The following is a 21957-nucleotide window of genomic DNA, read 5'->3' as shown; positions in this document are numbered from 1 at the left end:
GGGTGCGCTCGGCGCCGGTCTCAGCGGACGCTGGACCGGTGGGCCGGGTGGTGCGGGGTCAGGCCGAGAGGAGCTCGTCGGCGAAGGCTGCGATCCGGTCGGCGGCCGTCTCGACCAGGAGACGGCCTGACTCAGCGGTGGCGCGTCGGGGATCTCCCAGGACGCCACGCTTGTGGTACACGTCGAACCCGACCGACAGCCGCGGTCCGCGCTTCTGCCGGGACAGCCGGGCCGGGATGCTCAGTTCGTCGAGCGTCAGCGCGCCGGGTTCGAGCTGGTCGGGGTGGACCAGGTCGGGCGCGAGGTACAGCATCTGCGCGGTCTCCGCCTCCCCCGCGTGACCGTGCACCTCACTGACGTCGGTGATCAGGTCGGCGACGATCTCGGTCAACGGCGTCCACGCGAAGGTCAGGTCGGAGCGGATGTACTCCTGGGCCAGCACGGACAGCGCGGCGTTGTTGCCGCCGTGCCCGGTGACGACCAGGAACCGCCGCCAGCCGTGCTGGTACAGGCTGTCCACCAGTTCCCGGACCACGGCGGAGAAAGTTGCCGGCGACAACGTCATGGTGCCGGCGAAAGCCATGTGGTGCGGCGAGACGCCGTACGTCAGCGGCGGTGCGACAACGGCCCGGCCGGCCAGCCGCTCGGCGACCAGGTCGGCCACACCGACGGCTCGCACGGTGTCGGTCGACATGGCCATTCCGCCGCCGTGCTGCTCCTGCGCGCCGACCGGCAGAATCGCCAACGGCGCGGTGCGTACGGCGTCCTTCGCGGCGTCGGTGGTCATTTCGGCCAGCCGGTAGCTGTTCATGAAAGCTCCGGGAAGGTGGCAGCCTCGACGGCGGCGCGGATGTTGTCGAGGTGCTCGCGGGTGAGACGCTCGGCCTGTTGCGCGTCCTGCGCGCGGACGGCGTCGAGAATCGCCCGGTGCTCCTCGTGGTCGCGTTCGCGGTTGTCGTACAGCTGACGGATCTGCTGTTGCTCGCGCAGCCGCACCTTCAGCAGCGACGCCAGCACCTCCTCCAGCAACGGGTTGCCCGAGGCGGCCGCCAGCTCGACGTGGAAGTTCAGCGCGAACGCCGGTCCGCCGGGTGGTACCAACGCGTTGGTCACGGCGGCCTCGAGACGTTCCAGGTTCTCGTCGCCGCGGGCCAGCGCCGACTCGCGGGCGACGGCCGGCTCGATCACCAGGCGGGCGCCGATCAGCTGCAGCACGGACTGCTTGGTGATCGGCGGCCGGTGCGGATTGGCCAACACGACGTTGTTGATCGTCGGTCCGACGTACGTACCGGAGCCGTGCCGGAACTCGACCGCCCCGGTCGCCTCCAGCTTGCGCAACGCCTCCCGGATCGTCGGCGTGGTCAGCTCGAACCGCTTGGCCAGCTCTCGCGCGGACGGGATCGCGTCCCCCGGCCCGAGGTCCTGGTCCCGGATGATGCCCAGGATCGCCTCGGTCAGGCGATCGGACAGGCTCGGGCTCGCAGCGGTTGAGTAAGTCACAAAGTGACTAAATCACTTAGCCTTTCGCCCCGTCAAGACCTCGTCGCGCTACGACTTCCGTAGGGCCTCGACCCGGCCCCAGGGCGGATGTGTGGACCAGTCCGGAACAGCGAGGCTGGTTCCATGTCCTCTTCTCACCGTTTCACCGTGTTGCTCACCGCAACCATTGGACTCGGCCTCAGCGCCACCCTGGTCGCCACGACGGCGGTCGCCTCGGCCCCCGCGGCACACGGCAGCCCCGGCGTGCACAGCCTCGGCGACCGGCTGTTCCCGACCCTCGGCAACGGCGGCTACGACGTCCAGGACTACGACCTGAGCCTGCGGTACCGACCGGACCGGACCACGATGGCCGCTTCGGTGACCATCCGGGCGCTGTCGACTCAGGCGCTGTCGTCGTTCAGCCTCGACTCGGTTGCCCAGCGGATCACGGGAGTCCGCGTCGACGGCCGTGCGGTCCCGTTCCGGCTCGACCCTGCTCAGGAGAAGTTGATCGTCACCGCGCGGATCCCTGACCGGCGGCTGTTCGACGTCCGGATCGACTACGTCGCCGACCGCTCGCAGAACCCGGCCCCGCCGGGCACTACGCTGCCGCCCGGAGTCGACTGGCCGATCGAGGCGTGGGTGAAGACTCCGGACGGCTTCGCGACGTTCGGTCAGCCGAACCGCGCCCATCAGTTCTTCCCGTCCAACGACTACCCGAGCGACAAGGCGCGCTACACCGTCCGGCTCACCGTGCCGAGCGACCGGACCGCAGTGTCGGCCGGGCGGCTGCTCGCGAAGTACAGGCATCATGGCGAGACCACGTGGATCTATCGCACCGACCACCCGATCAAGCCCGACGTCCTGCCGATCGCCGTCGGCCGGTTCCGCGAGATCGAGCAGACCGGCCCGCACGGACTCCCGGTCCGCAGTTACGTGACGCTGGAGAAAGCACCGAACGGCCAGACCCTGACCGAGCCGATGGAGCTCAATGCCCGCCAGACGCCGGCCCAGCTCGCATGGCTCGAGCAGCAGATCGGCCGTCCGTTCCCGTACGAGAGCTACGGGGTCGTCGGTCTGGCGAGCGCCTACAACGGTGTCGCGTTGGAGACCGCCACCCTGTCGACCTTCGGCGGACAACTCGCTGCCCCGCCGGAGGACGAGGCGCCGACGCTCGTGCACGAAATGGCACACCAGTACTTCGGCGACGCGGTCGCGGTGCGCACCTGGGACGACATGTGGCTCAGCGAGGGCCACGCCCGGTACTACGAACGCAAGTACGCCGGCGAGCGCGGCTTCATCGACTACACCGCCGAACTGAAGACGCTGTACGAGCGGGACCAGTCGCTGCGCGACGAGCAGGGTCCGGCCGGCCGGCTGAAGAACCCCGGCTCGGTGCTGTTCGACACCGACGCTCCAGGACAACTCATGCTCGTCGGCTTGAACCACCTCGTCGGCGACGCCACCTTCCGCACGATCGAGCGCACCTTCTACGACCGCTATCGCGACGGCGTGGCCTCCACCGCCGACTACGTCGCGATCGCCAACCAGCTCTCGGGCCGCGACCTCACGCCGTACTTCGACGCCTGGCTGTACTCCCCCATCACCCCTCCGATGCCCGGTCACCCCGACTGGCACAGCACGAAGAAGGCCTGACCGTCCCGGAGGCGGTCGTCACCGGGACTGGGCGGGGCGCGATCGGCGCCCCGCCCGGTCCCCGGATCAGTCCTTGACCACGATCGGGCTGCCGTTGGAGACCAGCGCCCAGTCGCTCGTCGCGAACGTGGCCGGGTCGACCTCGCCGGTGGCCGTGACGTAGTCGATCATCAGCTGGCGGATCTCGACCTGCCGGTTGTAGAGCACCGGCGCCTTCGAGATGTGCGGGAAGTTGCCGCCGCCCGACTGGCGGTAGTTGTTGACGGCAACGACGAACTGCTGGTCCGGGGCGACCGCGGCACCGTCGTACGACAGGCCGGTGATCCGGGAGCCGACCGGTTGGGCCAGGTCGATCCGGTAGACCAGCGGCTTGGTCAGGCCGCCGAGGATGTCGTAGTTGTAGTCGGGGGTCCCGTTCGGCGCGGTCGGCGTCGGGGCGTTCGTCACCTGGTCGGGAGTGAACGGGCCGGTGCCGGTGACCTGCTTGTAGTACTGCGCGCTGAACTCCAGGTACTCCTTCACCTGCGCGCCGGTCAGCTTCACCGCGAGCAGCGTGTTGTCGAAGATGTAGAGCCCGGCGACGTCACGCACCGACACGTCACCGGCCGGGATCGCGGCCGCCCGGTTGAACGGCGCCGCGATCGCGAGCACCGGCAGCGCGGCCTCCGGCGTACCGGCGAGCGCCTTGGCCACCGCGTCGGCCTGGACGAAGTTCACGAAGTCGATCGCGGCGGTGTCCTCCCACGGCGCGGTCGCCGCCGACATCGCCGTCGTACAGGTGCCGATCTTGGAGTTCACGTAGCCGACCACCGTGTCGTGGTCCTGCTGGAGCAGCTCGACCACCTTCGGGTCGGCCTCGACCGAGTTCGCGTTGAGCACCTGGCTGTGCTTGGCGACGACCTTCCACCGGCCGCGCTGCAGCTGCAGGTCGAGGTCGAGCTGCGCCAGCCGCATGCCCCACTTCAGCGGCTCGACCAGCAGGACCTGCTCGCCGGTCTGCTGGTTCGTGACGAACCGCTCGGCCACCTCCTGGTGCGCGTGCCCGACCAGGACGGCGTCGATGCCAGGAACCTGCTCGGCCATCGGGCCGGACGCGTTCTCCGGCACCGGCAGCGCGTCGCCGTACGACGAACTGAGGTCGATCCCGCTGTGCGCGGAAACGATGACGACGTCGGCGCCGGCCTTACGGACCCGCGGCACCCAGTACTCGGCCTGCTCGACGATGCCGCCGAACTTCACCTTGTTGTCGACCGTCGCCTTGTCCCAGATCGCGATGCCCGGGTTGGTCAGGCCGAGGATGCCGACCGTGATCGGCCGCCCGGCGCCCGGCACGTGCACCCGCTTCAGCACGTACGGCGGGAACACCGGCAGCCCGGTGGTCCAGTCCTGCGCGTTCGCGCCGAGCAGCGGGAACGTCAGCTGCGTCTGGAACTTGCGCAGGATGTCGAGGCCGTAGTTGAACTCGTGGTTGCCGAGCGCCGCCGCGTCGTACCCGATCGCGTTCATCGCGGCCGCCATCGGATGGATGTGGCCGCCGGTACCGTTCCGACCGGTGATGGGCTCGATCTTGGCGTAGTAGTACGCCAGCGGCGTGCCCTGGATGGTGTCGCCGGCGTCGAGCAGCAGTGGCGCCGGGGTACGGCGCTCGGCCGCGATCCGGGTCCGGACCGCCGTGACAAGCGTGGAGATCTTCGCCAGGCCGATGTCGTTGTGCGCCGAGTCGTCGTACTCGGCGTTCTTGAAGTAGTCCCAGTTGAAGACGTTGCCGTGCAGGTCGGTGGTGCCGAGCACGCTCAGCCGGACCGTGCGCTGCCCTGGCCCGCCGCCGTGCGTCTGTCCGGCGTACGCCGGAGCCGCCTGGTACCCCGCAGCCGCCAGTGCGGTCGCCGCCGCGCCCGAGATCATCGTGCGCCTCCCGATCGTCCGGTCACAGTTGTCCGTCATCTGTCCGCCTCACGCGTCGTTGGTCACAACGGCGGCCACGATACGTGCGACACGCGCCGTCGTGACGCGGGGATGGCCCGGTCGCCGGGAGAGGATGCCGCCCATGACCCTGCCGCCGCCCGGCAAGTTGCTGCTCGCTGCCGCCGTACTTCTCGGGGCCGCCCTGGCCCAGGCCGCCCAGCCGGCCGACCACCCGCATCTGCTTGCCGCCCCCTCGCTGCGACCGGTCGCGCACGGCCCGCTGGCCGTCCACCTGCCCGCCGGGAACTCGACGAAGCCTCCGGTGACGCGCAAGAACCAGCGCACCGGCACCCCGACGGCGAACTGGAACCTGCAGGCCGGTGGCAAGGTCCTTTACCTGACGTTCGACGACGGCCCGCAGCGGATCTACACGCCGAAGGTGCTCGCCGTGCTCGCCAAGCACCGCGCGAAGGCGACGTTCTTCGTGCTCGGCCGGGAAGCCGCCGCTCACCCGTCCCTGGTCGAGACCACCCGCCGCGCCGGCCACCGGATCGGCAATCACACCTGGGACCACCCGATGCTGACCAAGCTGCCGCCCGCACGGCTGCGCGAGGCGATCTCCACCGGCGTGAAGTCCAGTTGCTTCCGGCCGCCGTTCCGGGACACCAACGCCCACGTGGCGGCGGTCGCCGCGCAGTACCACCAGCGGCAGATCCTCTGGGACGTCGACACCAAGGACTGGTCGAAGCCCGGCGTGGCGAGCATCGAACGCAAGCTCCTGCGCGGCGCCCGGCCCGGAGCGATCTTCCTGATGCACGACGGCGGCGGCGACCGCTCGCAAACCGTCGAGGCGCTGGATCGTGCGCTGCCCAAGCTCGCGGCCCAGGGCTACACGTTCCGCGCGCTGCCCTGCTGAGGCTCAGCGCAGAATCGCGGTTTTCCCCCCGGAGTAGTGCTGCAGCGCCTGGTCGATGACATGGATCGGCTGGTCGAGCGCGTTGACCGGGAACATCCCGGTCGGCCGCAACAGCGGATGCGGCTTCACCACCGCCCGTACCGCGGGCTGATCCAGCCCACGCACGCCCGCGGTCGTTGCCCCCACGCCGGGCTGCAGGCGCAACTCCAGCACGTACTGCCCGAAGAGCTTCACCTGCTGGAAGCCCCGAACCGTCGCCCACGGCAACACCACCGCGTACGACGCCCCTTCGGGCGCCAGCTCGAGCGCCTTCGGCGACATCCGCAGCGCGACCGGCGGCAACTCGTTCGCGGCGAACCACTGCTGCCGGTCCCGGTCGAGCCGCAGCGCGAGCACCGTACTGGCGATCAGCGGCAGCATGCTCGCGATCAGCAGCAGCATGAACGGCCACATCCCGGACCCCCGGAACGCGAGCAGCGCGTAGACCGCAACCCCGATGCCCACGGCACCGATCCCGGCCGTGACCCAGGCTCCCCGCCGCAACCCGTTCCGCACCCGCGCCCGCCGCGCGGCCATCGCGTCCCGATCGATGCCCACCACAAACGTCTGCACCGGAACCTGCTCGCTCATCCCCCTAGCCTCGCAGGCCTCCAGTCCACTCGCCTCCCGACACCGCATCGGTGAAAAGGAAGTGCTGCTGGTGGTGAGCGTCGTGTAGGAAGACGACCATGCACGAAGACCAAGTGGACGTGACGACCGAGACCGTCGCGGCCCTGATCCAGCAGCAGTTCCCGCAGTGGAGCGGCAAGGCGATTCGGCTGCTGCCGTCGACCGGGACGGTGAACGCCATCTTCCGGATCGGGGACGACCTCTCCGCGCGTTTCCCACTGCGTCTGGCCGAGGCTGACGACGTACTGGTGGTGCTGGAGCAGGAAGCCCGGGCGAGCGCGGAGCTGGCGCAGGTGTCTCCGTTCCCCGTCCCGGAACCCGTCGCCTTGGGCAGGCCCGGAGCGGGTTACCCCATGCCGTGGTCGGTCCAGACGTGGCTGCCGGGCACGATCGCCTTCGAAGCCGACCCGAGTGGGTCGGAGGCTTTCGCCGAGGACCTCGCCGCCTTCATCGCAGCTCTGCGGAACGCCGACACGCGAGGGCGGCGATTCAGTGGCGAAGGTCGTGGCGGCGTTCTCGCCGACCACGACGAATGGATGGCGAAGTGCTTCGAGGAGAGTGAGGGGCTGCTCGACGTGCCCCGGCTGCGCCGGGCGTGGAGCGATTTTCGGGAACTGCCCCGTACGGCTGCCGATGTGATGAGCCATCGCGACTTGATTCCCGGCAACGTACTGGTCACCGGAGAGCGGCTGAGCGGCGTACTCGACACCGGCGGCTTCGGTCCGGCCGATCCCGCGCTGGATCTGGTCGGTGCCTGGCACCTGTTGGAGGCAGGCCCTCGGGACGTGCTCCGGCAGACCCTGGGGAGTGACGATCTGGAGTGGGAGCGCGGCAAGGCCTGGGCGTTCCAACAGGCGATGGGCGTGGTCTGGTACTACATCGAGAGCAACCCGACGATGAGCAGGATGGGACGCCGGACACTCGCCCGCATTCTGGAGGAAAGGCCCACTTGATGGCCGCTACGAGGTCCGTCTCAAGTGCAGGTCCCGACCGAGGATGCCGGCCAGTCGCGCGGCCTCCTGTTCGATGGCCTCCTCGGGTGGCCGCCGCTCGTCGAGCCAGGTGACCGTGAGCTCGTCACCCTTGTGCGCCCAGGTGCCGCAGACGACGCCGCCGGCTAGCACGGGATTGGCTTTGCGGGTCATCGGCTCGCGTCGCGACGACGGGGTCACGTGAACGTCATTGGTGCCGGGGCCGATCACCCACTGGTCGTGCCCAGGAAGGAACCGCACTGCCTCCGAAGGCCGCGAAGCAACCAGCGCGTCGACGTGCTCCCGCACCACGTACGCCGTGGTGCCCTGCACGTCGACAGCAGCCAGGCGGTCGCCGAGCCCGGAGATCCAGCCGTTGAGCCGTTTCCGGCCGGCGCTGAGGCCGTTGCCGAGCCAATAGTGGAGATTGGCGAGTGTCGCTGGTCCGTAGCTGCGGAAGTACGCCGTGATGGCGCGCGGACCCGCGTCGTCGAGGTCGGGGATCCCCTGCCACCGCGGATTGCTGTCGAGGCGCTGGAAGGTGTGCCGTCCGTCCCGGAGTGGACCCAGGCTTACGTCCCCTTGCCACGTGAGCGGCTTGATCAGTGTGCCCGCGCCGTCGGCGAAGACCGGCTTCAGATGCCGGTAGGCCCGGTGGCCCGTCAGCACATCACCGAGCTCGGTGATGGTCAGCGGTCCGTCGCTCAGCGCGTCACGCACCGCTGCTCGGAAGTCGGGCCAGTCGTGCGGCGCGAGCCGGTAGTGCTCCACCCAGCTCGGCAGTTCCCACTGCCGCCCGGCCGATCGGAGCGCGAGGTAGATGCCGCCCTCCTCGGGCGAGAGGTAGTGCATCGCCCCGCGGAACGCGAACGCCTTGATCACCGTCCCGTCCGCCAACGCCGCCGCGAGCTCGCCGGGACGCGACGTCTTGCAACGGGTCCTCACGGCGAGCTCGGCGAGGGACTCGTCCATGGACAGCACCGCACCGAGCCGGCGAACGACGCCGCTCGCCGACTCCGTCCCGATCGGGTCGAGCAGGTGTCGACCCATCCGCCAGGCCAGCGCCTGGGCCCAAGTGACCGCGGCCTCGGTCGACGTCTCCATGGCCGCATCCTTGCATCGATCCCGGACGGAATCCGTCCGCTGCTGGACATGCGAGTCAGCAGGCCTCGAGCACGAAGAAGATGAAGCAGATGAACCGCGCCGGGTGATTCTGGTTCGGCGGACGCAGTTCGCCCGGCGTGTCCTCGGCGATCGGCGGCTCGCTGATGACCGAGATCCGGAACCCTGCTGCCGTGAAGGCGTCGTTCATCGCCTGCAGCGGCCGGTGCCAATTCGTGTAGACGACCGTACGGCCGGCGTGCTCGGCGTCGTAGGTGAACGCGACGGTGTCGAAGTACTCGCCGTCCGGGTTCAACGCCGTGTAGACGATGGGGTGGTTCACCGAGAGGATCAGGCGTCCGCCCGGCTTCAGCACCCGGCGGAGCTCGGCGAGCGGCTCGGTCCAGTCCTCCAGGTAGTGCAGGACGAGAGAGGCGACGACGTCGTCGTACGCGGCGTCGGCGTACGGGAGCGGCTTGGCCAGATCGGCGACGGTCAGGTCAGCGTCGTCGCCCAGCCTCCGGCGCGCCAGTGCGAGCATTTCCGCGCTCCGGTCGAAGCCGCTCATGATCGCGCCGCGGTCGCGCAAAGCTGCCGACAACGGACCGGCGCCACAGCCGACGTCGAGGATGCGCCGGCCGGCCACGTCACCGGCAAGGTTCAGCATCGCCGGGCGCTCGTAGTGGCCGTTGAGCAGGTTGACCTCGTTGTCCGCGGCGTATGCCTCAGCGAAGTCGTCGTAGTCCATCGTCGGCACTGAGCGCTCTTTCCGTCGGCAGGCCCGCACCCGTCGGTGCGGCTACTCGATCAAACCGCAACGCCGCCGTGCTGTCGACATTCGCCGGCATCGCGGCCCTTCTGGTCAAGAAGCGCTGCCCGAACCGCTACATCGCGGCGCACGCGGCGGTGACGGTCTTGGTCCAGACCTCGGGGTGAGTCGACCAGAAGTCATGCGGCACGCCGGGCACCGTCGAGAACCTGCCGCGCGGAAGCAGTGCGGCAAGTTGCGCCAGCGGCCAGGAAGGGCGGATGTCGTCGCCGGCGGCAACAAAATGCATCGGCACCTCACAGTCGGCCAGCCCTCGCCACAGCCCGGGGTGATGAATCCAGTCCGCGAACGAATCATTTGGTCGACACCGACCGCAGCGCGGATGCCTTCGAGATCTGCGATCGCCCGTTCCATGCTGTGCGGGCCGCCGCCAGATCGGCCGACTCCTCGCGGTTCCGGGTACCAGGCTCGGTGGTTGGGAGGTGAGATCTCGTCCCGTTCCAGGTACTGCACGCAGCCCGGACCGCCGGTCAGCACCAGCACGTCGGGGCCTTGGCCGGTCACGCCGACGTGCAGGGCGGCGCCGTCCAGCTGAATTGTCCGCGACTCCATGTCGATGGACGGTAGCAACCCGGGGGCCCGCCTCCGGCGCGCGCAGCCCGGCGTACGGATTGGGTGCCCGCAGCGGGCGGCTCAGCTCGTCACGGCCGCGACCACGACTCCGAGAACCACCGCGCCAACGGCGAAGCCGAGAGCGCAGAGCAGCGTGAACGCGACCGGGTGCCGCCCGACCCAGCCCACGGTGCCGGGACGCTCGAGAGCCAGCTGCGTCAGGGTGACCGGTCTGGCGGGCCCACCGGTGGGCAGACCGAGGTGGTGGATCAGCCGGTCGAGATCAGCGGGCGCGTAGAGGGCGCCGTTGATGGTGAGCAGCGCATGTCCGGCGGCATCGAGCACGACGACCGTCTCGGAGACAGCACCGGGCTGGACGACGGTGGCCCGGATCACCGACGCGGCGAGCGCGCGGTCGCGACGCCGGTGGAAGGTCAGGCCGCGTGCCGAGATCTCGGCCGGCGTGACGACGACGCGGGAGCGGGACAGGTAGACGGCGATAGTGGCCGCCAGCAACAGAACCAGGCTGATGCTGGTGATCAACGCCGGCCCGCCACCGGCCATGACGCCGCCGACGACCAGCACAACCGAGATGACAGCCACGATCGTGAAGACCTGCCGCCGCGGACCAGAAGCCGGCCGCAACACAAGCACATCAGTCTCGGTCACAGCCCTGAACCCTACGTCCTCGTGGCTCACCGGTACTGGTTGTCCAGGCCATAGCTGGTCTCGCAGCGCACGTTGCCGCCCGACTGCCTGTAGACGCACACCGTGATCCAAGCCCTCGCCACCACCCTGGAACCGGTGTGGGAGATGTCCCCGAAGTTGGTGCCGTTGGGCCCGCAGCCGTTGGTGTCAGCCTTCCACGAACTCACACCGGGACTTCCGTCGGTGTAGGTCCACCCCGCGCGAGCGCGCACCGGCAGTCCGTCACCGGGACACACGTCGCGCACCGTGAAGTCCCGGAAGACGACACTCGTCCGGCTACGGAAATCGATGTGAGCTTCGGCGCGCCCCTCGGGTTCGTCCCACTGCTCCCCGACGTAAACGAACTCGAGCCCGTCGACCGCCTGCGCCGGAGTGGCCACCAACAACCCACCGAGCAACACCGCGATCCCCACCACGGCACCCAGAACGCGTCTCGTCACCAAATCCTCCAGCCAGTTGCCTTGGCCGACCCGCACCGATATCGCGGGGCCGAACGTCGCATGACGGTACGACCTGCGACCGACACGCCGCTGCCCGTACCGCGCCCGTACTCGGGCTAAGCACCTGGGGTCAGCGCGGCGACACGCACTGAAACGCGAAGCCGACACCAGCTGCGGGCGACAGCGCGCCGACTCGGGCGCCCACCCGCAAGTTGGTGGCCGCAGGCTACGAACTCGGCGCGCGGGAAAACGCGCACAGGTCGGGCGCGCCAGCCGACCCAATCGAAGCGGGCGCCAGCACGCGCTTCCGTGGGCGATAGCCCAGACGCTGGAAGCGCGGCAGCGCTCGTGGGCGCGAGCCCACCGCTCGAAGCGGGCGACAGCACGCGCACCACTTGCACAGGGTGGGTGGGAGCTGGCACCGGAGGGAGCGCCAGCGAGCGGAGGGGCCTGCGTAGGGGCTCGTCTACAACCGGCGCCCCGCCCAGGTCCACGCGTACACGCCGTCGTCCACCGCCATCCCGCCCTCGCCGAGTTCCAGCGGCCGGAAGGTGTCGACCATGACCGCCAACTCCTCGAAGCGCTCAGCGCCGAGCGACGCCTCGATCGCCGCCGGCTGGGGACCGTGGGCGTAGCCGCCGGGGTGGAGGGAGATGGAGCCGAGACCGATGCCCGAACCCTTGCGGGCCTCGTAGTCGCCGCCGCAGTAGAACATCACCTCGTCGGAGTCGACGTTGGAGTGGTAGTACGGCACGGGCACCGACAGCGGGTGGTAGTCGACCTTGCGGGGCACGAAGTTGCAGATCACGAAGTTGTGGCCCTCGAAGACCTGGTGCACCGGTGGCGGCTGGTGGATGCGGCCGGTGATTGGCTCGAAGTCGCTCACGTTGAAGGTGTACGGATACAGGCAACCGTCCCAGCCGACGACGTCGAAGGGGTGCGTCGCGTACGTCATGCGCGAACCGACGATCCCGCCCGGCCCGTTGCCCCGGTGCTTCACCAGCACCTCGACGTCCGTGCCCTCCACCACGTACGGCGTGGCAGGCGTCACGAGATCCCGTTCGCAGTACGGCGCGTGCTCCAGGAACTGCCCGTACCGCGACAGGTACCGCTTCGGCGGCGCGATGTGGCTGTTCGCCTCGATGCAGTACGCGTGCACCCCGTCGGCGCCCGGCAACCAGCGATGCGTCGTCGCCCGCGGGATCAGCACGTAGTCGCCCTCCCGCGCCTCCAGTACGCCGAAGACCGTCTCGACCGTCGCCGACCCTTTCTCGACGTACACACACTCGTCGCCGATCGCGTTGCGGTAGTACGGCGACGCTTCGCCGGCCGCGACGTACGAGATCCGGACGTCGCCGTTGCCGAGCACCAGCCGCCGGTGCTCGACGACGTTGTGCCCGGCGACGCCGTCGAACAGGTCGTGCAGTTTCAGATGCCGCGGTGTCAACGGGTGGTTCGGAGTCGTCGCGAGATCGGGCAACGACCACACCTGGCTGTCGACGATCGCCGACGGCACGCCCGCGTGGTACAGCAGCGACGAGTCGGACGAGAAGCCCTCCTCGCCCATCAGCTCCTCGTAGTAGAGCCCGCCGTCCGGCTTTCGGAACTGGGTGTGCCGCTTCGGCGGGACCTGACCGACCTGCCGGTAGTAAGCCATGACTCCTTCTTCCAGACTCTCCGTTTATCGGACACATCTGTCCGCTTACCGAAAGGATCCGTTAGGCTCGGAGCCATGTCAACCGTCCCCGCGCTGTTCCGGCACCTGGTCGACGACGCCGCGATGTTCCCGCCCGGGAACCTGCCGCTGCCCGAGGCCGTGGCCGCTCACCGCGCCCACCGCACCGCGCCGTACGCAGAACTGGTCGGCGCGTTCGTCTGCGCCGACCAGGACCTGATGACGGTCGCCGCCGAGGCCGCGAAGACCGGCGACGGCCCGCTCGAGGTCGCCGTGGTGATCACCGGCGGCGCCGGTGGCATCGAGCCCGCCGTCCGGTACGGCGACCGCTCGGCCGACGTCACGGTGACCGCGGTGGAGGTCCGGCTGCGTGACGAGGACGACCTGTCCCGCAACGCGCTGCGCGTCGTCCGGGCCTGCGACGACTGTCTGGACGAGGAGAACGCGTTCGTCGAGATCGGCCTGGACGGCGCCTGGGAGCGAGCCCTCGACGTGGTCGCCGACGCCGGATACGCGGCCAAGCTCCGGACCGGCGGCCTCGACGCATCGCTGTTCCCCCGCGCCGACCAGGTCGCCGCGTTCGTCACCGCCTGCCTGGACCGCGAGGTCCCGTTCAAGTGCACCGCCGGCCTGCACAACGCCGTCCGACACACCGCGGACGACACCGGCTTCGAGCATCACGGCTTCCTCAACGTGCTGCTCGCCACCCGTGCGTCGCTCGACGGCGCCGGCCTCGACGACCTGACCGCGATCCTCGATGAGCGTGACGGCGAAACCCTCGCCGCGACGGCGCGCGACCTGTCCGAGCAGCAGGCCGAGAACGCCCGCCGCTGGTTCACGTCGTACGGCTCCTGCAGCATCGACGAACCGTACGCCGACCTGAAAGCGCTCGGCCTGCTCGCCTGACCTCACCCCGACTCCTGGACCCCGGAGGGCCCTGTGACCTGGATCGACCTGCCCGCGGACACCCCGTTCGGCCCGGACAACCTGCCGCTCGGCGTGTTCCGGCTCGGCGACGAGGAGCCGCGGATCGGCGCCGCGATCGGCGACCACCTGATCGACCTGGCCCCGGTCGCGTCGGCGCAGATGCTGGACGGGTCGCAGCTGTTCAACCAGCCGACGCTGAACGCGTTCCTCGGACGCGGCCGCGCGACGTGGAAGGCGACCCGGGAGTGGTTGCTCGACCTGGCGCGCAACCCGAACTCACGCGACGCCGTCGAGCCGCACCTGATCCCCCGGTCGGAGGTGACGATGCAACTGCCGTTCGAGGTCGCCGACTACGTCGACTTCTACGCCTCCGAGGTGCACGCCTCGAATCTCGGCCGCCTGTTCCGCCCCGACTCCGAACCGCTGCTGCCGAACTGGAAACACCTCCCGGTCGGCTACCACGGCCGGGCCGGCACGGTCGTTGCCAGCGGCACCGAGATCGTGCGGCCGCGCGGCCAGCGCAAACCGCCCGCGGCCGACGTCCCGACGTACGGGCCGTCGGAGCGCCTCGACATCGAGGTCGAGCTCGGCTTCGTCGTCGGTACGCCGTCCGCGCTGGGCACGCCGGTCGGTGTCGACTCCTTCGAGGACCACGTGTACGGCGTGGTGCTGGTCAACGACTGGTCGGCGCGAGACCTCCAGGCGTGGGAGTACGTGCCGCTCGGGCCGTTCCTGGGCAAGTCGTTCGCGACGTCGATCTCGCCATGGGTCGTCTCGCTGGAGGCGCTGAAGGACGCGGCGGTTCCGCTCGCGCCGCAGGATCCGCCGGTGCTGCCCTACCTCGCGGGCGCCGAGCTGACGAATCCCGACATCATCTTCGAGGTCCGGTGGAACGGGCAACTGGTCAGCACGCCGCCGTACCGGGGGATGTACTGGTCGCCGGCGCAGATGCTGGCCCACCTGTCGGTCAACGGCGCCTCCGTGCGCACCGGTGACCTGTTCGCGTCGGGCACCGTCAGCGGCCCGGAGAAGGATCAGCGCGGGTCGTTCATCGAACTCAGCTGGGGCGGACGCGAGCCGGTGACGGTGAACGGCGAACAGCGAACCTTCCTGCAGGACGGCGACGAGGTCACGATCACCGGCTGGGCCACCACGTCCGACGGGCGCAGGATCGGCCTGGGCGAGGTGACTGGCCGCATCACCCCGGCGATCAGCTGACGGTGGACGGTACCTTGGCCCACGCTTGGTGGTGGACTTGTAGGGCAGGCGTCAGAAGTTGTGTGTAGATTCCGTCTCAGGTGCCGGCGGCAACACCAGCCGGGCCAGTGCTCCACCGGTCGGCGCGGCACCGAAGGTCAGCTCGGCGCCGAGCACCTTGGCGTGCCCGGCCGCGATGGTCAGGCCGAGCCCGTGTCCCGCGCCACGCTCGGCCATGCCGGAGCGGAACCGTCGCGGGCCCTCGGCAATCAGTTCCTCCGGATAGCCGGGCCCGTGGTCGACCACCTCGACGGTCCGGCCGTGCACGTTCACCTCGATCGGCGCCTTGCCGTGCCGCAGGCCGTTGACGATCAGGTTCGCCAGGATCCGCTCCACCCGGCGCGAGTCGGTCGACACCGTCGCCTCCGGGCCGTCCTGCCGGACGACCACGTCGTCCGGCGCGATCGCCTGCTGCATGCGCAGCCGGCCGACCGCCGAACCGACGAACGCGCCGAGCCCGATGTTCTCCAGGTCAGCCTGCTCGAATCCGGAGTCGAACCGCGCGATCTCCAGCAGGTCCTCGACCAAGCCACGCAGCACTTTCGCCCGGTCCCGCACGAGTTCGCTCGGCCGGCCCGGCGGAAGCAGCTCCGCGGCCGTCAGCAGGCCCGTGACCGGGGTCCGCAGATCGTGCGCGACGTCCGCGGTGAACCGGCGCTCGGCCTCCAACTGCCCACGCAGCGAGCTCGCCATCGAGTCGATCGCCGTGGCCAGCGCGTGCACCTCGTCCTTGTTGCGGTTGCCCTGGCCGATCGTCTCGACCGCCGAGGCGTCCAACTCACCTCCGGCGATCCGGCGCGCCGTACCGGCCACGGCGACGATCCGCCGCGACAGGCTGCCGGCCGCGACCACGCTGACCAGGGCCACCATCGCGACCGTGCCGATGCCCCCGATGATCAGCGCGCGCCGCAACGCGTTCATCGACGGGTCCTCGTTGTCGTAGTCCTGCACGATCGACAGGATCCTGCCGTCCTTGACCTCGACCGCCGCCCACATCTTCGGGTTCGGCGAACCGGTCTTGAACGTCGCCCGCTTGCCCTGCTGGACCGCCTCGCGCAGCGGCTCCGGCACGGCGGGATCGTCCAGCCGCGACCCGAGGATCTCGACCCCGTTCTGGTCGTAGGTCTGGGCGGCGGCCTTGATCCGTTCGTCGGCCAGGCCGCGGGTCCGGTCCAGCCGGGACGACTCCGCTTGCGTGTAGACCGCGACGCAGAGCACGAGGATCGCCAGCGAGGAGACCAGCAGGAAGATCAGGCCGAGCTTGCTGCGAAGCCCCACAGGTGTCCTCCGTCCGGGGTCAGCACGTCAGCTCCGGGCGGCACCGCGCACTGCCACCCGGTTCTGCCAGACACCTCACGCGCGCAGCTTGTACCCGAACCCGCGCACGGTCTCGATCCGGTCCGCGCCGATCTTCGTCCGCAGCCGCTGCAGGTGGACGTCGACCAACCGGCCGTCGCCGCCCCACTCGTAGTCCCAGACCCGCTGCAGCAACGTGCTGCGACTGAGCACGACGCCCGGGTTGTTCGCGAACTCGATCAGCAGCTTGAGCTCGGTCGGGGTCAGCTGAACGGTGGTGCCGCCGCGGCGTACCTCCAGAGCCTCCCGGTCCAGCTCCAGGTCGCCGAACGACTCGACGCCGGAGCCGGCCGACGGACTGGGCCGCTCCGGGTCCACCACCGCGCGCCGCATCACCGCACGCAGCCGGGCCACCAGGACCTGGGTGTCGAAGGGCTTGGTCACGTAGTCGTCCGCGCCCGCCTCCAGGCCCAGGACGACGTCCAGCGCGTCGCCGCGCGCGGACACCATCACGATCGGGACCAGGCTGGTCTCCCGGATCCGGCGGCACACGGAGATGCCGTCCAGGCCGGGCAGCATGATGTCCAGCATCACCGCGTCGGGATGGATCTTCTCGAAACTCTCGATCGCCTCCAGGCCGTCCTCGGCCGTGGTGACGTCGTAGCCGTGCCGCTCGAGGGTCAATTGGGTCGCCTCACGGATCACCGCGTCGTCCTCGACCATCAGGATGCGCGCTGCCGGTTCTTCCGGTACCACCGAAGTTCAGTCTCCCTTTTGGTCCTGCGAGCTCACCAAATTCATCTGCCGACCATTCCAACGGAAGATCTGGACCCGGGTTACAGACGGGCAGCAAGCTTTGTCGTTCAAGGCGAAGTGCTTGGACTCCACCACGAGGTCGCCGTTCTGGCTGGCACTGATCTTGGTCTGATCCGCCCGCAAACCCCAAATCCGGCGCGGACCGGTGGGTTCGGCGGCCATCAGCACAGCACCGTAGTTGAAGGTGTTGTCCACGTGGATGTACACCACGAGCTGCGGGTACGCCGACCGGATGACGTTCACGGTCGGGCCACGGCTCATGCAGCGCTCCACCACGATGCAGGTGTCCAGGAGCGTGCGGAAGAACGGTTCGAGCTTCTTGTCGGCGAGCAGCTTCAACCGGACCTGGGCGAGGCTGACCGTGGCGGGCGTCGGACGGCGGTCGCCCTGCTCGGGGGCGATGCTCCTGCGGCTCGGCGTCGCCGACGGCGTAGGTGCGGCGCTCGTTGTGGGCTCGGCGCCCTCCACCCGCAGGCCGCCGCCGTTCGCACAGCCGGCCCCGAGCATCAGGGCGACCACGGCCAGCACGGCCGGCAGCACGCGCCCAGCTCGCATGGGTGGCCTCCTGAAATGCCTCACCGATCGATGTCCCCCCGTGATTCGGACAACTACTTTCCATAGTGCGGCCCGGACGTCACAACCGGCGGCCACAAACGTCCGGCTGCCTCGGCAGTTCCGTTGCGGTTGAGTCACAAAGGTGAAAGAACTCTCAGCTCACGAACGACCGGCCACCACCTTGCCCGGATTCAGCAAGCCCTGCGGGTCGAGCGCGGTTTTGATCGCCTCGTGCACCGACAGCGCGACCGGCCCGATCTCCTCGGCCAGCCAAGCGCGCTTCAGCACTCCGACGCCGTGCTCCCCGGTAATGGTTCCGCCCAGCTCGAGGCCGATCTCCATGATCTTGTCGAACGCCGCCTGCGCCCGCCGGGCCTGCTCGGGATCCTGGGCGTCGAACACCACGGTCGGGTGCATGTTGCCGTCGCCGGCATGTCCCAGGACGCCGACGGTGATGTCCAGCTCCTTCGCGCACTGCTCGACCGCGCCGATGAAGTCGGCCAGCCGCGACCGCGGCACGCAGACGTCGTCGATCATCGTCGTACCGAGCTGCTCCAGCGCCACCAGCGCGGCCCGGCGGGCCTCCAGCAACAACTCACCCTCGGCCTCGTCGTCGGCCTCGATGCACTCGATCGCGCCGTACTCGCGGCAGAGCTTGGCGACCGTCGCGATGTCGGCCGCGCCGGCGGCACCGCCCGCGTCGGACTGCGCGATCAGCATGGCGGCCGCGTCGGTCGGCAGGTCCATCCGCTTGTAGGCGTTGACCGCCTGGATCGTCGTCCGGTCCATGATCTCCAGCAGGCTCAGCGAGACGCCGGAGCGGATGATCTCGACGATCGCCTCGCCGGCCGCCACCCCGGAGCCGAACAGCGCCGCCATCGTCCGCGGCTTGGCCGACTGCGGGCGCAGCGACAGCGTCGCCTCGGTGATGATGCCGAGCGTGCCCTCGCTGCCGACGATCAGCTTGGTCAGGTCGTAGCCCGCGACGCCCTTGACGGTCCGCCGGCCGGTGCGCAGCACCTCGCCGCTCGCGAGCACGACCTCGAGCGCGAGCACGTAGTCCGTGGTCACGCCGTACTTCACGCAGCACAGGCCGCCGGAGTTGGTCGACAGGTTGCCGCCGATCGAGCAGAACTCCCAGCTGGACGGATCCGGTGGGTAGAACAGGCCCTGCTCGGCGACGGCGCGCGACAGCACGGCGTTGTACACGCCGGGCTGCGTCACGACGTACCGGTCGACGGGCTCGATCGCGAGGATCTTGTCCATCTTCTCCAGCGAGATCACCACGCAGCCGTCCAGCGCGTTCGCGGCGCCGGACAGCCCGGACCGCGCGCCCTGCGGAACCACGGGCACGCCGAACTCGGCAGCGGCGCGTACCGCTGCCTGCACGTGGGCGGTCTCTCTGGCCAGCACCACTGCCGCGGGCTCTCCGGCCGGGCAGAACATCGCCCGGTCGTACCGGTAGCTCTGCATCCGGTCGTGGTCGGTGACCAGTGCTTCCGGAGGCAGAACCTGACGCAACCGCTCGACGACCTCACTCATGACATCGAGCCTAATGGGCTGTTGATGCCAGGGCAGCTTGTCGTCGAGCGGTGGTGTCGTCCGGTTCCGGTCAGCGGGTGCGGGCGGTCCGGTTCTCGGAGATCTTGTCCCAGCCGCTGCCGAAGTTGCGGAACTCCCGGGCCATCGCGGTGAACGTCGTACTGGTGTCCCGCGACTTCACCTTCGGCGTCCGGCAGGTGCGCTGCCCGGCGACCACCGCGCCGGTGCCGCCGCTGCTGTCGCACGACAGGACGCGGCCGTTGTTGGATCCGCCGGTCTGCACCAGGTACGCGCTGGTCATCGCGTACTGCGGCAGCCGGGAGTCCATCACGACCTCGGCCCAGTACTGCGAGCAACTGTCGCGCATGAGCTTGATGTCGCCCCAGCCCGGCGGCTTGTTGTCACGGAAGATCTGTGCGGACGAGATCGGTCTGGCACCCGGGCAGTTGGCCTCTTCGACGGCCTGAGCTGGTGAGGCCAGAGCGATCGCGCCCACTCCGGCCAGGCCCGCGGTGCTGAGCAGAATGCCCAGTGTCTTCATCGGAAACCCTTCCTGGACGTGCGCCCCGACGCCCGTCCACTGGGCAGCGTACGCGAACCGCCCCTGACCTGACAGTCAATCCGGTAATCGGACGTTGAACTGTCGGTATCAGGGGCGGTACCCAGCGTGTCGGGATCCTGGCCCGGTTCAGAGGTTGCCGCGGCGCTCCTGCTCGCGCTCGATCGCCTCGAACAGCGCCTTGAAGTTGCCCTTGCCGAAGCCGAGCGAGCCGTGCCGCTCGATCAGCTCGTAGAACACCGTCGGGCGGTCGCCGATCGGCGCGGTGAAGATCTGCAGCAGGTAGCCGTCCTCGTCGCGGTCGACCAGGATGCCGCGCGACTGCAGCTCCTCGATCGGCACCCGGACGTTGCCGATCCGCTCGCGCAGCTCGGGGTCCTCGTAGTACGAGTCGGGCGTGTTGAGGAACTCGACGCCGTTGGCCCGCATGATGTCGACGGTGCGCAGGATGTCGTTGGTGGCCAGCGCGATGTGCTGGGCGCCGGCGCCGTCGTAGAACTCCAGGAACTCGTCGATCTGCGACTTCTTCTTCGCGATCGCCGGCTCGTTCAGCGGGAACTTGACCCGGTGGTTGCCGTTGGCGACCACCTTGGACATCAGCGCGGAGTAGTCGGTGGCGATGTCGTCGCCGATGAACTCGGCCATGTTCACGAAGCCCATCACCTTGTTGTAGAAGGTGACCCACTCGTCCATCTTGCCGAGCTCGACGTTGCCGACCACGTGGTCGACGGCCTGGAACAGCCGCTTCGGGTGCCCCTCCGGCCGGGTCACGGCGGTCTTGGCCGCTACGAAGCCGGGCAGGTACGGGCCGTCGTACCGGCTGCGGTCGATCAGCGTGTGCCGGGTCTCCCCGTACGCCGCGATCGCGGCGCGGCGGATCGTGCCGTGCTCGTCGGAGACGTCGTTCGGCTCCTCCAGGACGGTCGCGCCCTGCTTCCTGGCGTGCTCGACACACTTGTCGACGTCGGGGACCTCGAGCGCGAGGTCGGCCACGCCGTCGCCGTGCCTGCGGTGGTGGTCGAGCAGCGGGCTCTTCGGGTGCACGCCGCCGCTGATCACGAACCGGGCCGAGCCGGCCTTGAGGACGAACGACTTGGCGTCCTTGTTGCCGGTCTCCGGGCCGGAGTACGCGACCAGATCCATGCCGAACGCGAGCTGGTAGAACTTCGCGGTCTGCGTGGCGTTGCCGACCACGAACACGACCGCGTCCATCGCGGTCACCGGGAACGGGTCGCTGCTCTCGTCGTACGGCACCAGGCCGACCAGTTGCTTGAGCTGGTCGAGGTCGAGTTCGGCGTCGAGCTCGGCGGGGGTGAGGTCGGTGCTGGTCATCGCGGTCCTCCCAATCGGTGGCTAGCTTGTCTGGAGCCTCGCGGGTGCGGACAGGTTGCGCAACAGTTTCTGGTTTGACTGCGCAGGTTGTGCAGTATCGTCGGACTACTGCTGGACTATTTGGTCACCCTGACCACTCGGGAGGATGGCATGTCGGTCGACGCGCTGGACGCCAGGATCCTGGACCTGTTCGCCACCGAACCACGCGTCGGCGTCCTGGAGGCCTCGCGCCGCCTCGGCGTCGCCCGCGGCACCGTCCAGGCACGACTGGACCGGCTGCAACGCGACGGCGTGGTCCGCGGCTGGGGACCAGACGTCGACACCGCGGCGATCGGCTATCCGGTGACGGCCTTCGCGACTCTGCAGATCGAGCAAGGCTCCGGCCACACCACGGTCGCCGCCGCCCTCGCGGCGATCCCCGAGGTCCTCGAGGTCCACACCATCACCGGCGCCGAGGACCTGTGGTGCCGCATCGTCGCCCGCTCCAACGCCGATTTGCAGCGGGTGATCGATCAGGTCGTGATCGTGCAGGGCATCCAGCGGGCGTCGACCGTGATCGCGCTGGCGGAGCAGATCCCCCATCGAGTCCTGCCGTTGCTGCGAGCGGCGACTTCGCGGACGTCCAGCACCCACTGACCTGCGCCTGAGCGCTGGCGCGAGCGATTGCTGAGCGTGCGACGGTCGGGTGTCGTCGGGTTGGTCAGTGGTGGGCGTTCATGCGGGCGGGTGTAGCTGGGCGGTCAACACCGGGCAGCGTGCTGGAGAGCTTGCT

22 protein-coding genes are annotated in these 21957 nt (G+C 69.4%); 6 read left to right on the top strand and 16 right to left on the bottom strand.

Features of this window, described 5'->3' with window-relative positions:
• Positions 1-58: 58 nt before the first annotated feature.
• Together ACQPXM_RS09915 and ACQPXM_RS09910 are read right to left on the bottom strand one after the other, a co-directional pair.
• Complete coding sequence (locus tag ACQPXM_RS09915; protein WP_432947058.1) at positions 59-811, bottom strand: creatininase family protein; 753 nt, start codon at positions 809-811, stop codon at positions 59-61.
• Positions 808-1500: a FadR/GntR family transcriptional regulator gene (locus tag ACQPXM_RS09910; RefSeq protein WP_432947056.1), complete on the bottom strand. Its 693-nt coding sequence runs from the start codon at positions 1498-1500 to the stop codon at positions 808-810. The genes ACQPXM_RS09915 and ACQPXM_RS09910 overlap by 4 nt, the downstream gene beginning before the upstream one ends.
• A gap of 123 nt (positions 1501-1623) precedes the next feature.
• On the opposite strand from ACQPXM_RS09910, the gene ACQPXM_RS09905 reads away from it, so the two are divergent.
• Positions 1624-3135 (top strand): M1 family metallopeptidase, encoded by a 1512-nt coding sequence (locus ACQPXM_RS09905; protein ID WP_432947054.1) that lies wholly within the window; start codon positions 1624-1626, stop codon positions 3133-3135.
• A gap of 66 nt (positions 3136-3201) precedes the next feature.
• Here the strand turns inward: ACQPXM_RS09905 and ACQPXM_RS09900 are convergent, their stop codons facing one another.
• Positions 3202-5079, bottom strand: a complete 1878-nt coding sequence (locus ACQPXM_RS09900; RefSeq protein ID WP_432947052.1) for a bifunctional metallophosphatase/5'-nucleotidase — start codon at positions 5077-5079, stop codon at positions 3202-3204.
• A gap of 103 nt (positions 5080-5182) precedes the next feature.
• Between ACQPXM_RS09900 and ACQPXM_RS09895 the strand changes: the two genes are divergently transcribed.
• Positions 5183-5956 (top strand): polysaccharide deacetylase family protein, encoded by a 774-nt coding sequence (locus tag ACQPXM_RS09895; RefSeq protein ID WP_432947050.1) that lies wholly within the window; start codon positions 5183-5185, stop codon positions 5954-5956.
• A gap of 3 nt (positions 5957-5959) precedes the next feature.
• Here ACQPXM_RS09895 and ACQPXM_RS09890 read toward each other — a convergent pair whose 3' ends face one another.
• Positions 5960-6586, bottom strand: a complete 627-nt coding sequence (locus ACQPXM_RS09890) for a hypothetical protein (RefSeq protein ID WP_432947049.1) — start codon at positions 6584-6586, stop codon at positions 5960-5962.
• Between the two features lie 98 nt (positions 6587-6684).
• On the opposite strand from ACQPXM_RS09890, the gene ACQPXM_RS09885 reads away from it, so the two are divergent.
• Entirely contained in the window at positions 6685-7578 is an 894-nt protein-coding gene (locus tag ACQPXM_RS09885; protein WP_432947047.1) for an aminoglycoside phosphotransferase family protein, read from the top strand.
• A gap of 6 nt (positions 7579-7584) precedes the next feature.
• On the opposite strand, the gene ACQPXM_RS09880 is transcribed toward ACQPXM_RS09885, so the two are convergent.
• From ACQPXM_RS09880 to ACQPXM_RS09855, 6 genes are all read right to left on the bottom strand, one after another.
• Positions 7585-8700, bottom strand: coding sequence for a winged helix DNA-binding domain-containing protein (locus ACQPXM_RS09880; RefSeq protein ID WP_432947045.1), 1116 nt, complete (start codon positions 8698-8700; stop codon positions 7585-7587).
• 55 nt (positions 8701-8755) lie between these two features.
• The gene (locus ACQPXM_RS09875; RefSeq protein ID WP_432950978.1) at positions 8756-9445 is read right to left on the bottom strand and encodes a methyltransferase domain-containing protein; all 690 of its coding nucleotides are present in this window, start codon (positions 9443-9445) and stop codon (positions 8756-8758) included.
• A gap of 136 nt (positions 9446-9581) precedes the next feature.
• Positions 9582-9755 (bottom strand): hypothetical protein, encoded by a 174-nt coding sequence (locus tag ACQPXM_RS09870; RefSeq protein WP_432947043.1) that lies wholly within the window; start codon positions 9753-9755, stop codon positions 9582-9584.
• Positions 9756-10159: 404 nt separating this feature from the next.
• Complete coding sequence (locus ACQPXM_RS09865) at positions 10160-10747, bottom strand: hypothetical protein (RefSeq protein WP_432947041.1); 588 nt, start codon at positions 10745-10747, stop codon at positions 10160-10162.
• 26 nt (positions 10748-10773) lie between these two features.
• Positions 10774-11226, bottom strand: a complete 453-nt coding sequence (locus ACQPXM_RS09860) for a hypothetical protein (protein WP_432947039.1) — start codon at positions 11224-11226, stop codon at positions 10774-10776.
• A 466-nt stretch (positions 11227-11692) separates the two neighbouring features.
• On the bottom strand, positions 11693-12883 hold the full coding sequence (locus tag ACQPXM_RS09855; RefSeq protein ID WP_432947037.1) for a homogentisate 1,2-dioxygenase: 1191 nt from the start codon (positions 12881-12883) through the stop codon (positions 11693-11695).
• Positions 12884-12958: 75 nt separating this feature from the next.
• Between ACQPXM_RS09855 and ACQPXM_RS09850 the strand changes: the two genes are divergently transcribed.
• Positions 12959-13807 (top strand): hypothetical protein, encoded by an 849-nt coding sequence (locus ACQPXM_RS09850; protein WP_432947035.1) that lies wholly within the window; start codon positions 12959-12961, stop codon positions 13805-13807.
• 33 nt (positions 13808-13840) lie between these two features.
• Positions 13841-15046 (top strand): fumarylacetoacetase, encoded by a 1206-nt coding sequence (gene fahA / locus ACQPXM_RS09845; protein WP_432947033.1) that lies wholly within the window; start codon positions 13841-13843, stop codon positions 15044-15046.
• Positions 15047-15097: 51 nt separating this feature from the next.
• On the opposite strand, the gene ACQPXM_RS09840 is transcribed toward fahA, so the two are convergent.
• From ACQPXM_RS09840 to hppD, 6 genes are all read right to left on the bottom strand, one after another.
• Complete coding sequence (locus tag ACQPXM_RS09840) at positions 15098-16363, bottom strand: ATP-binding protein (protein ID WP_432947031.1); 1266 nt, start codon at positions 16361-16363, stop codon at positions 15098-15100.
• A gap of 75 nt (positions 16364-16438) precedes the next feature.
• Positions 16439-17137, bottom strand: a complete 699-nt coding sequence (gene cseB, locus ACQPXM_RS09835; protein WP_432947029.1) for a two-component system response regulator CseB — start codon at positions 17135-17137, stop codon at positions 16439-16441.
• Between the two features lie 6 nt (positions 17138-17143).
• A complete protein-coding gene (locus tag ACQPXM_RS09830) occupies positions 17144-17737 on the bottom strand; it encodes a hypothetical protein (RefSeq protein ID WP_432947027.1) in 594 nt (197 codons plus the stop codon).
• A 174-nt stretch (positions 17738-17911) separates the two neighbouring features.
• Positions 17912-19294 (bottom strand): FAD-binding oxidoreductase, encoded by a 1383-nt coding sequence (locus tag ACQPXM_RS09825; RefSeq protein ID WP_432947025.1) that lies wholly within the window; start codon positions 19292-19294, stop codon positions 17912-17914.
• Between the two features lie 70 nt (positions 19295-19364).
• Complete coding sequence (locus tag ACQPXM_RS09820) at positions 19365-19835, bottom strand: hypothetical protein (protein WP_432947023.1); 471 nt, start codon at positions 19833-19835, stop codon at positions 19365-19367.
• A gap of 147 nt (positions 19836-19982) precedes the next feature.
• Positions 19983-21185 carry a 4-hydroxyphenylpyruvate dioxygenase gene (gene hppD / locus ACQPXM_RS09815; protein ID WP_432947021.1) on the bottom strand — a complete coding sequence of 401 codons (1203 nt, stop codon included), beginning with the start codon at positions 21183-21185 and terminating at the stop codon, positions 19983-19985.
• Positions 21186-21335: 150 nt separating this feature from the next.
• Here hppD and ACQPXM_RS09810 point away from each other — a divergent pair, with 150 nt between their 5' ends.
• Complete coding sequence (locus tag ACQPXM_RS09810) at positions 21336-21821, top strand: Lrp/AsnC family transcriptional regulator (protein ID WP_432947019.1); 486 nt, start codon at positions 21336-21338, stop codon at positions 21819-21821.
• The last annotated feature ends 136 nt before the right edge of the window (positions 21822-21957 follow it).

It is taken from the genome of Kribbella sp. CA-253562, from assembly GCF_050942265.1.
GTDB lineage: Bacteria > Actinomycetota > Actinomycetes > Propionibacteriales > Kribbellaceae > Kribbella.
This window is presented reverse-complemented; position numbering and strand designations above follow the sequence as displayed.

What these genes read in the sequence shown, in the direction of transcription:
- ACQPXM_RS09915 (WP_432947058.1), bottom strand. Translation starts at nt 811, where the DNA reads ATGAACAGCTACCGGCTGGCCGAAATGACCACCGACGCCGCGAAGGAC.
- ACQPXM_RS09905 (WP_432947054.1), top strand. Translation starts at nt 1,624, where the DNA reads ATGTCCTCTTCTCACCGTTTCACCGTGTTGCTCACCGCAACCATTGGA.
- ACQPXM_RS09900 (WP_432947052.1), bottom strand. Translation starts at nt 5,079, where the DNA reads ATGACGGACAACTGTGACCGGACGATCGGGAGGCGCACGATGATCTCG.
- ACQPXM_RS09895 (WP_432947050.1), top strand. Translation starts at nt 5,183, where the DNA reads ATGACCCTGCCGCCGCCCGGCAAGTTGCTGCTCGCTGCCGCCGTACTT.
- ACQPXM_RS09890 (WP_432947049.1), bottom strand. Translation starts at nt 6,586, where the DNA reads ATGAGCGAGCAGGTTCCGGTGCAGACGTTTGTGGTGGGCATCGATCGG.
- ACQPXM_RS09885 (WP_432947047.1), top strand. Translation starts at nt 6,685, where the DNA reads ATGCACGAAGACCAAGTGGACGTGACGACCGAGACCGTCGCGGCCCTG.
- ACQPXM_RS09880 (WP_432947045.1), bottom strand. Translation starts at nt 8,700, where the DNA reads ATGGAGACGTCGACCGAGGCCGCGGTCACTTGGGCCCAGGCGCTGGCC.
- ACQPXM_RS09875 (WP_432950978.1), bottom strand. Translation starts at nt 9,445, where the DNA reads ATGGACTACGACGACTTCGCTGAGGCATACGCCGCGGACAACGAGGTC.
- ACQPXM_RS09870 (WP_432947043.1), bottom strand. Translation starts at nt 9,755, where the DNA reads ATGCATTTTGTTGCCGCCGGCGACGACATCCGCCCTTCCTGGCCGCTG.
- ACQPXM_RS09855 (WP_432947037.1), bottom strand. Translation starts at nt 12,883, where the DNA reads ATGGCTTACTACCGGCAGGTCGGTCAGGTCCCGCCGAAGCGGCACACC.
- ACQPXM_RS09850 (WP_432947035.1), top strand. Translation starts at nt 12,959, where the DNA reads ATGTCAACCGTCCCCGCGCTGTTCCGGCACCTGGTCGACGACGCCGCG.
- ACQPXM_RS09825 (WP_432947025.1), bottom strand. Translation starts at nt 19,294, where the DNA reads ATGAGTGAGGTCGTCGAGCGGTTGCGTCAGGTTCTGCCTCCGGAAGCA.
- ACQPXM_RS09820 (WP_432947023.1), bottom strand. Translation starts at nt 19,835, where the DNA reads ATGAAGACACTGGGCATTCTGCTCAGCACCGCGGGCCTGGCCGGAGTG.
- hppD (WP_432947021.1), bottom strand. Translation starts at nt 21,185, where the DNA reads ATGACCAGCACCGACCTCACCCCCGCCGAGCTCGACGCCGAACTCGAC.
- ACQPXM_RS09810 (WP_432947019.1), top strand. Translation starts at nt 21,336, where the DNA reads ATGTCGGTCGACGCGCTGGACGCCAGGATCCTGGACCTGTTCGCCACC.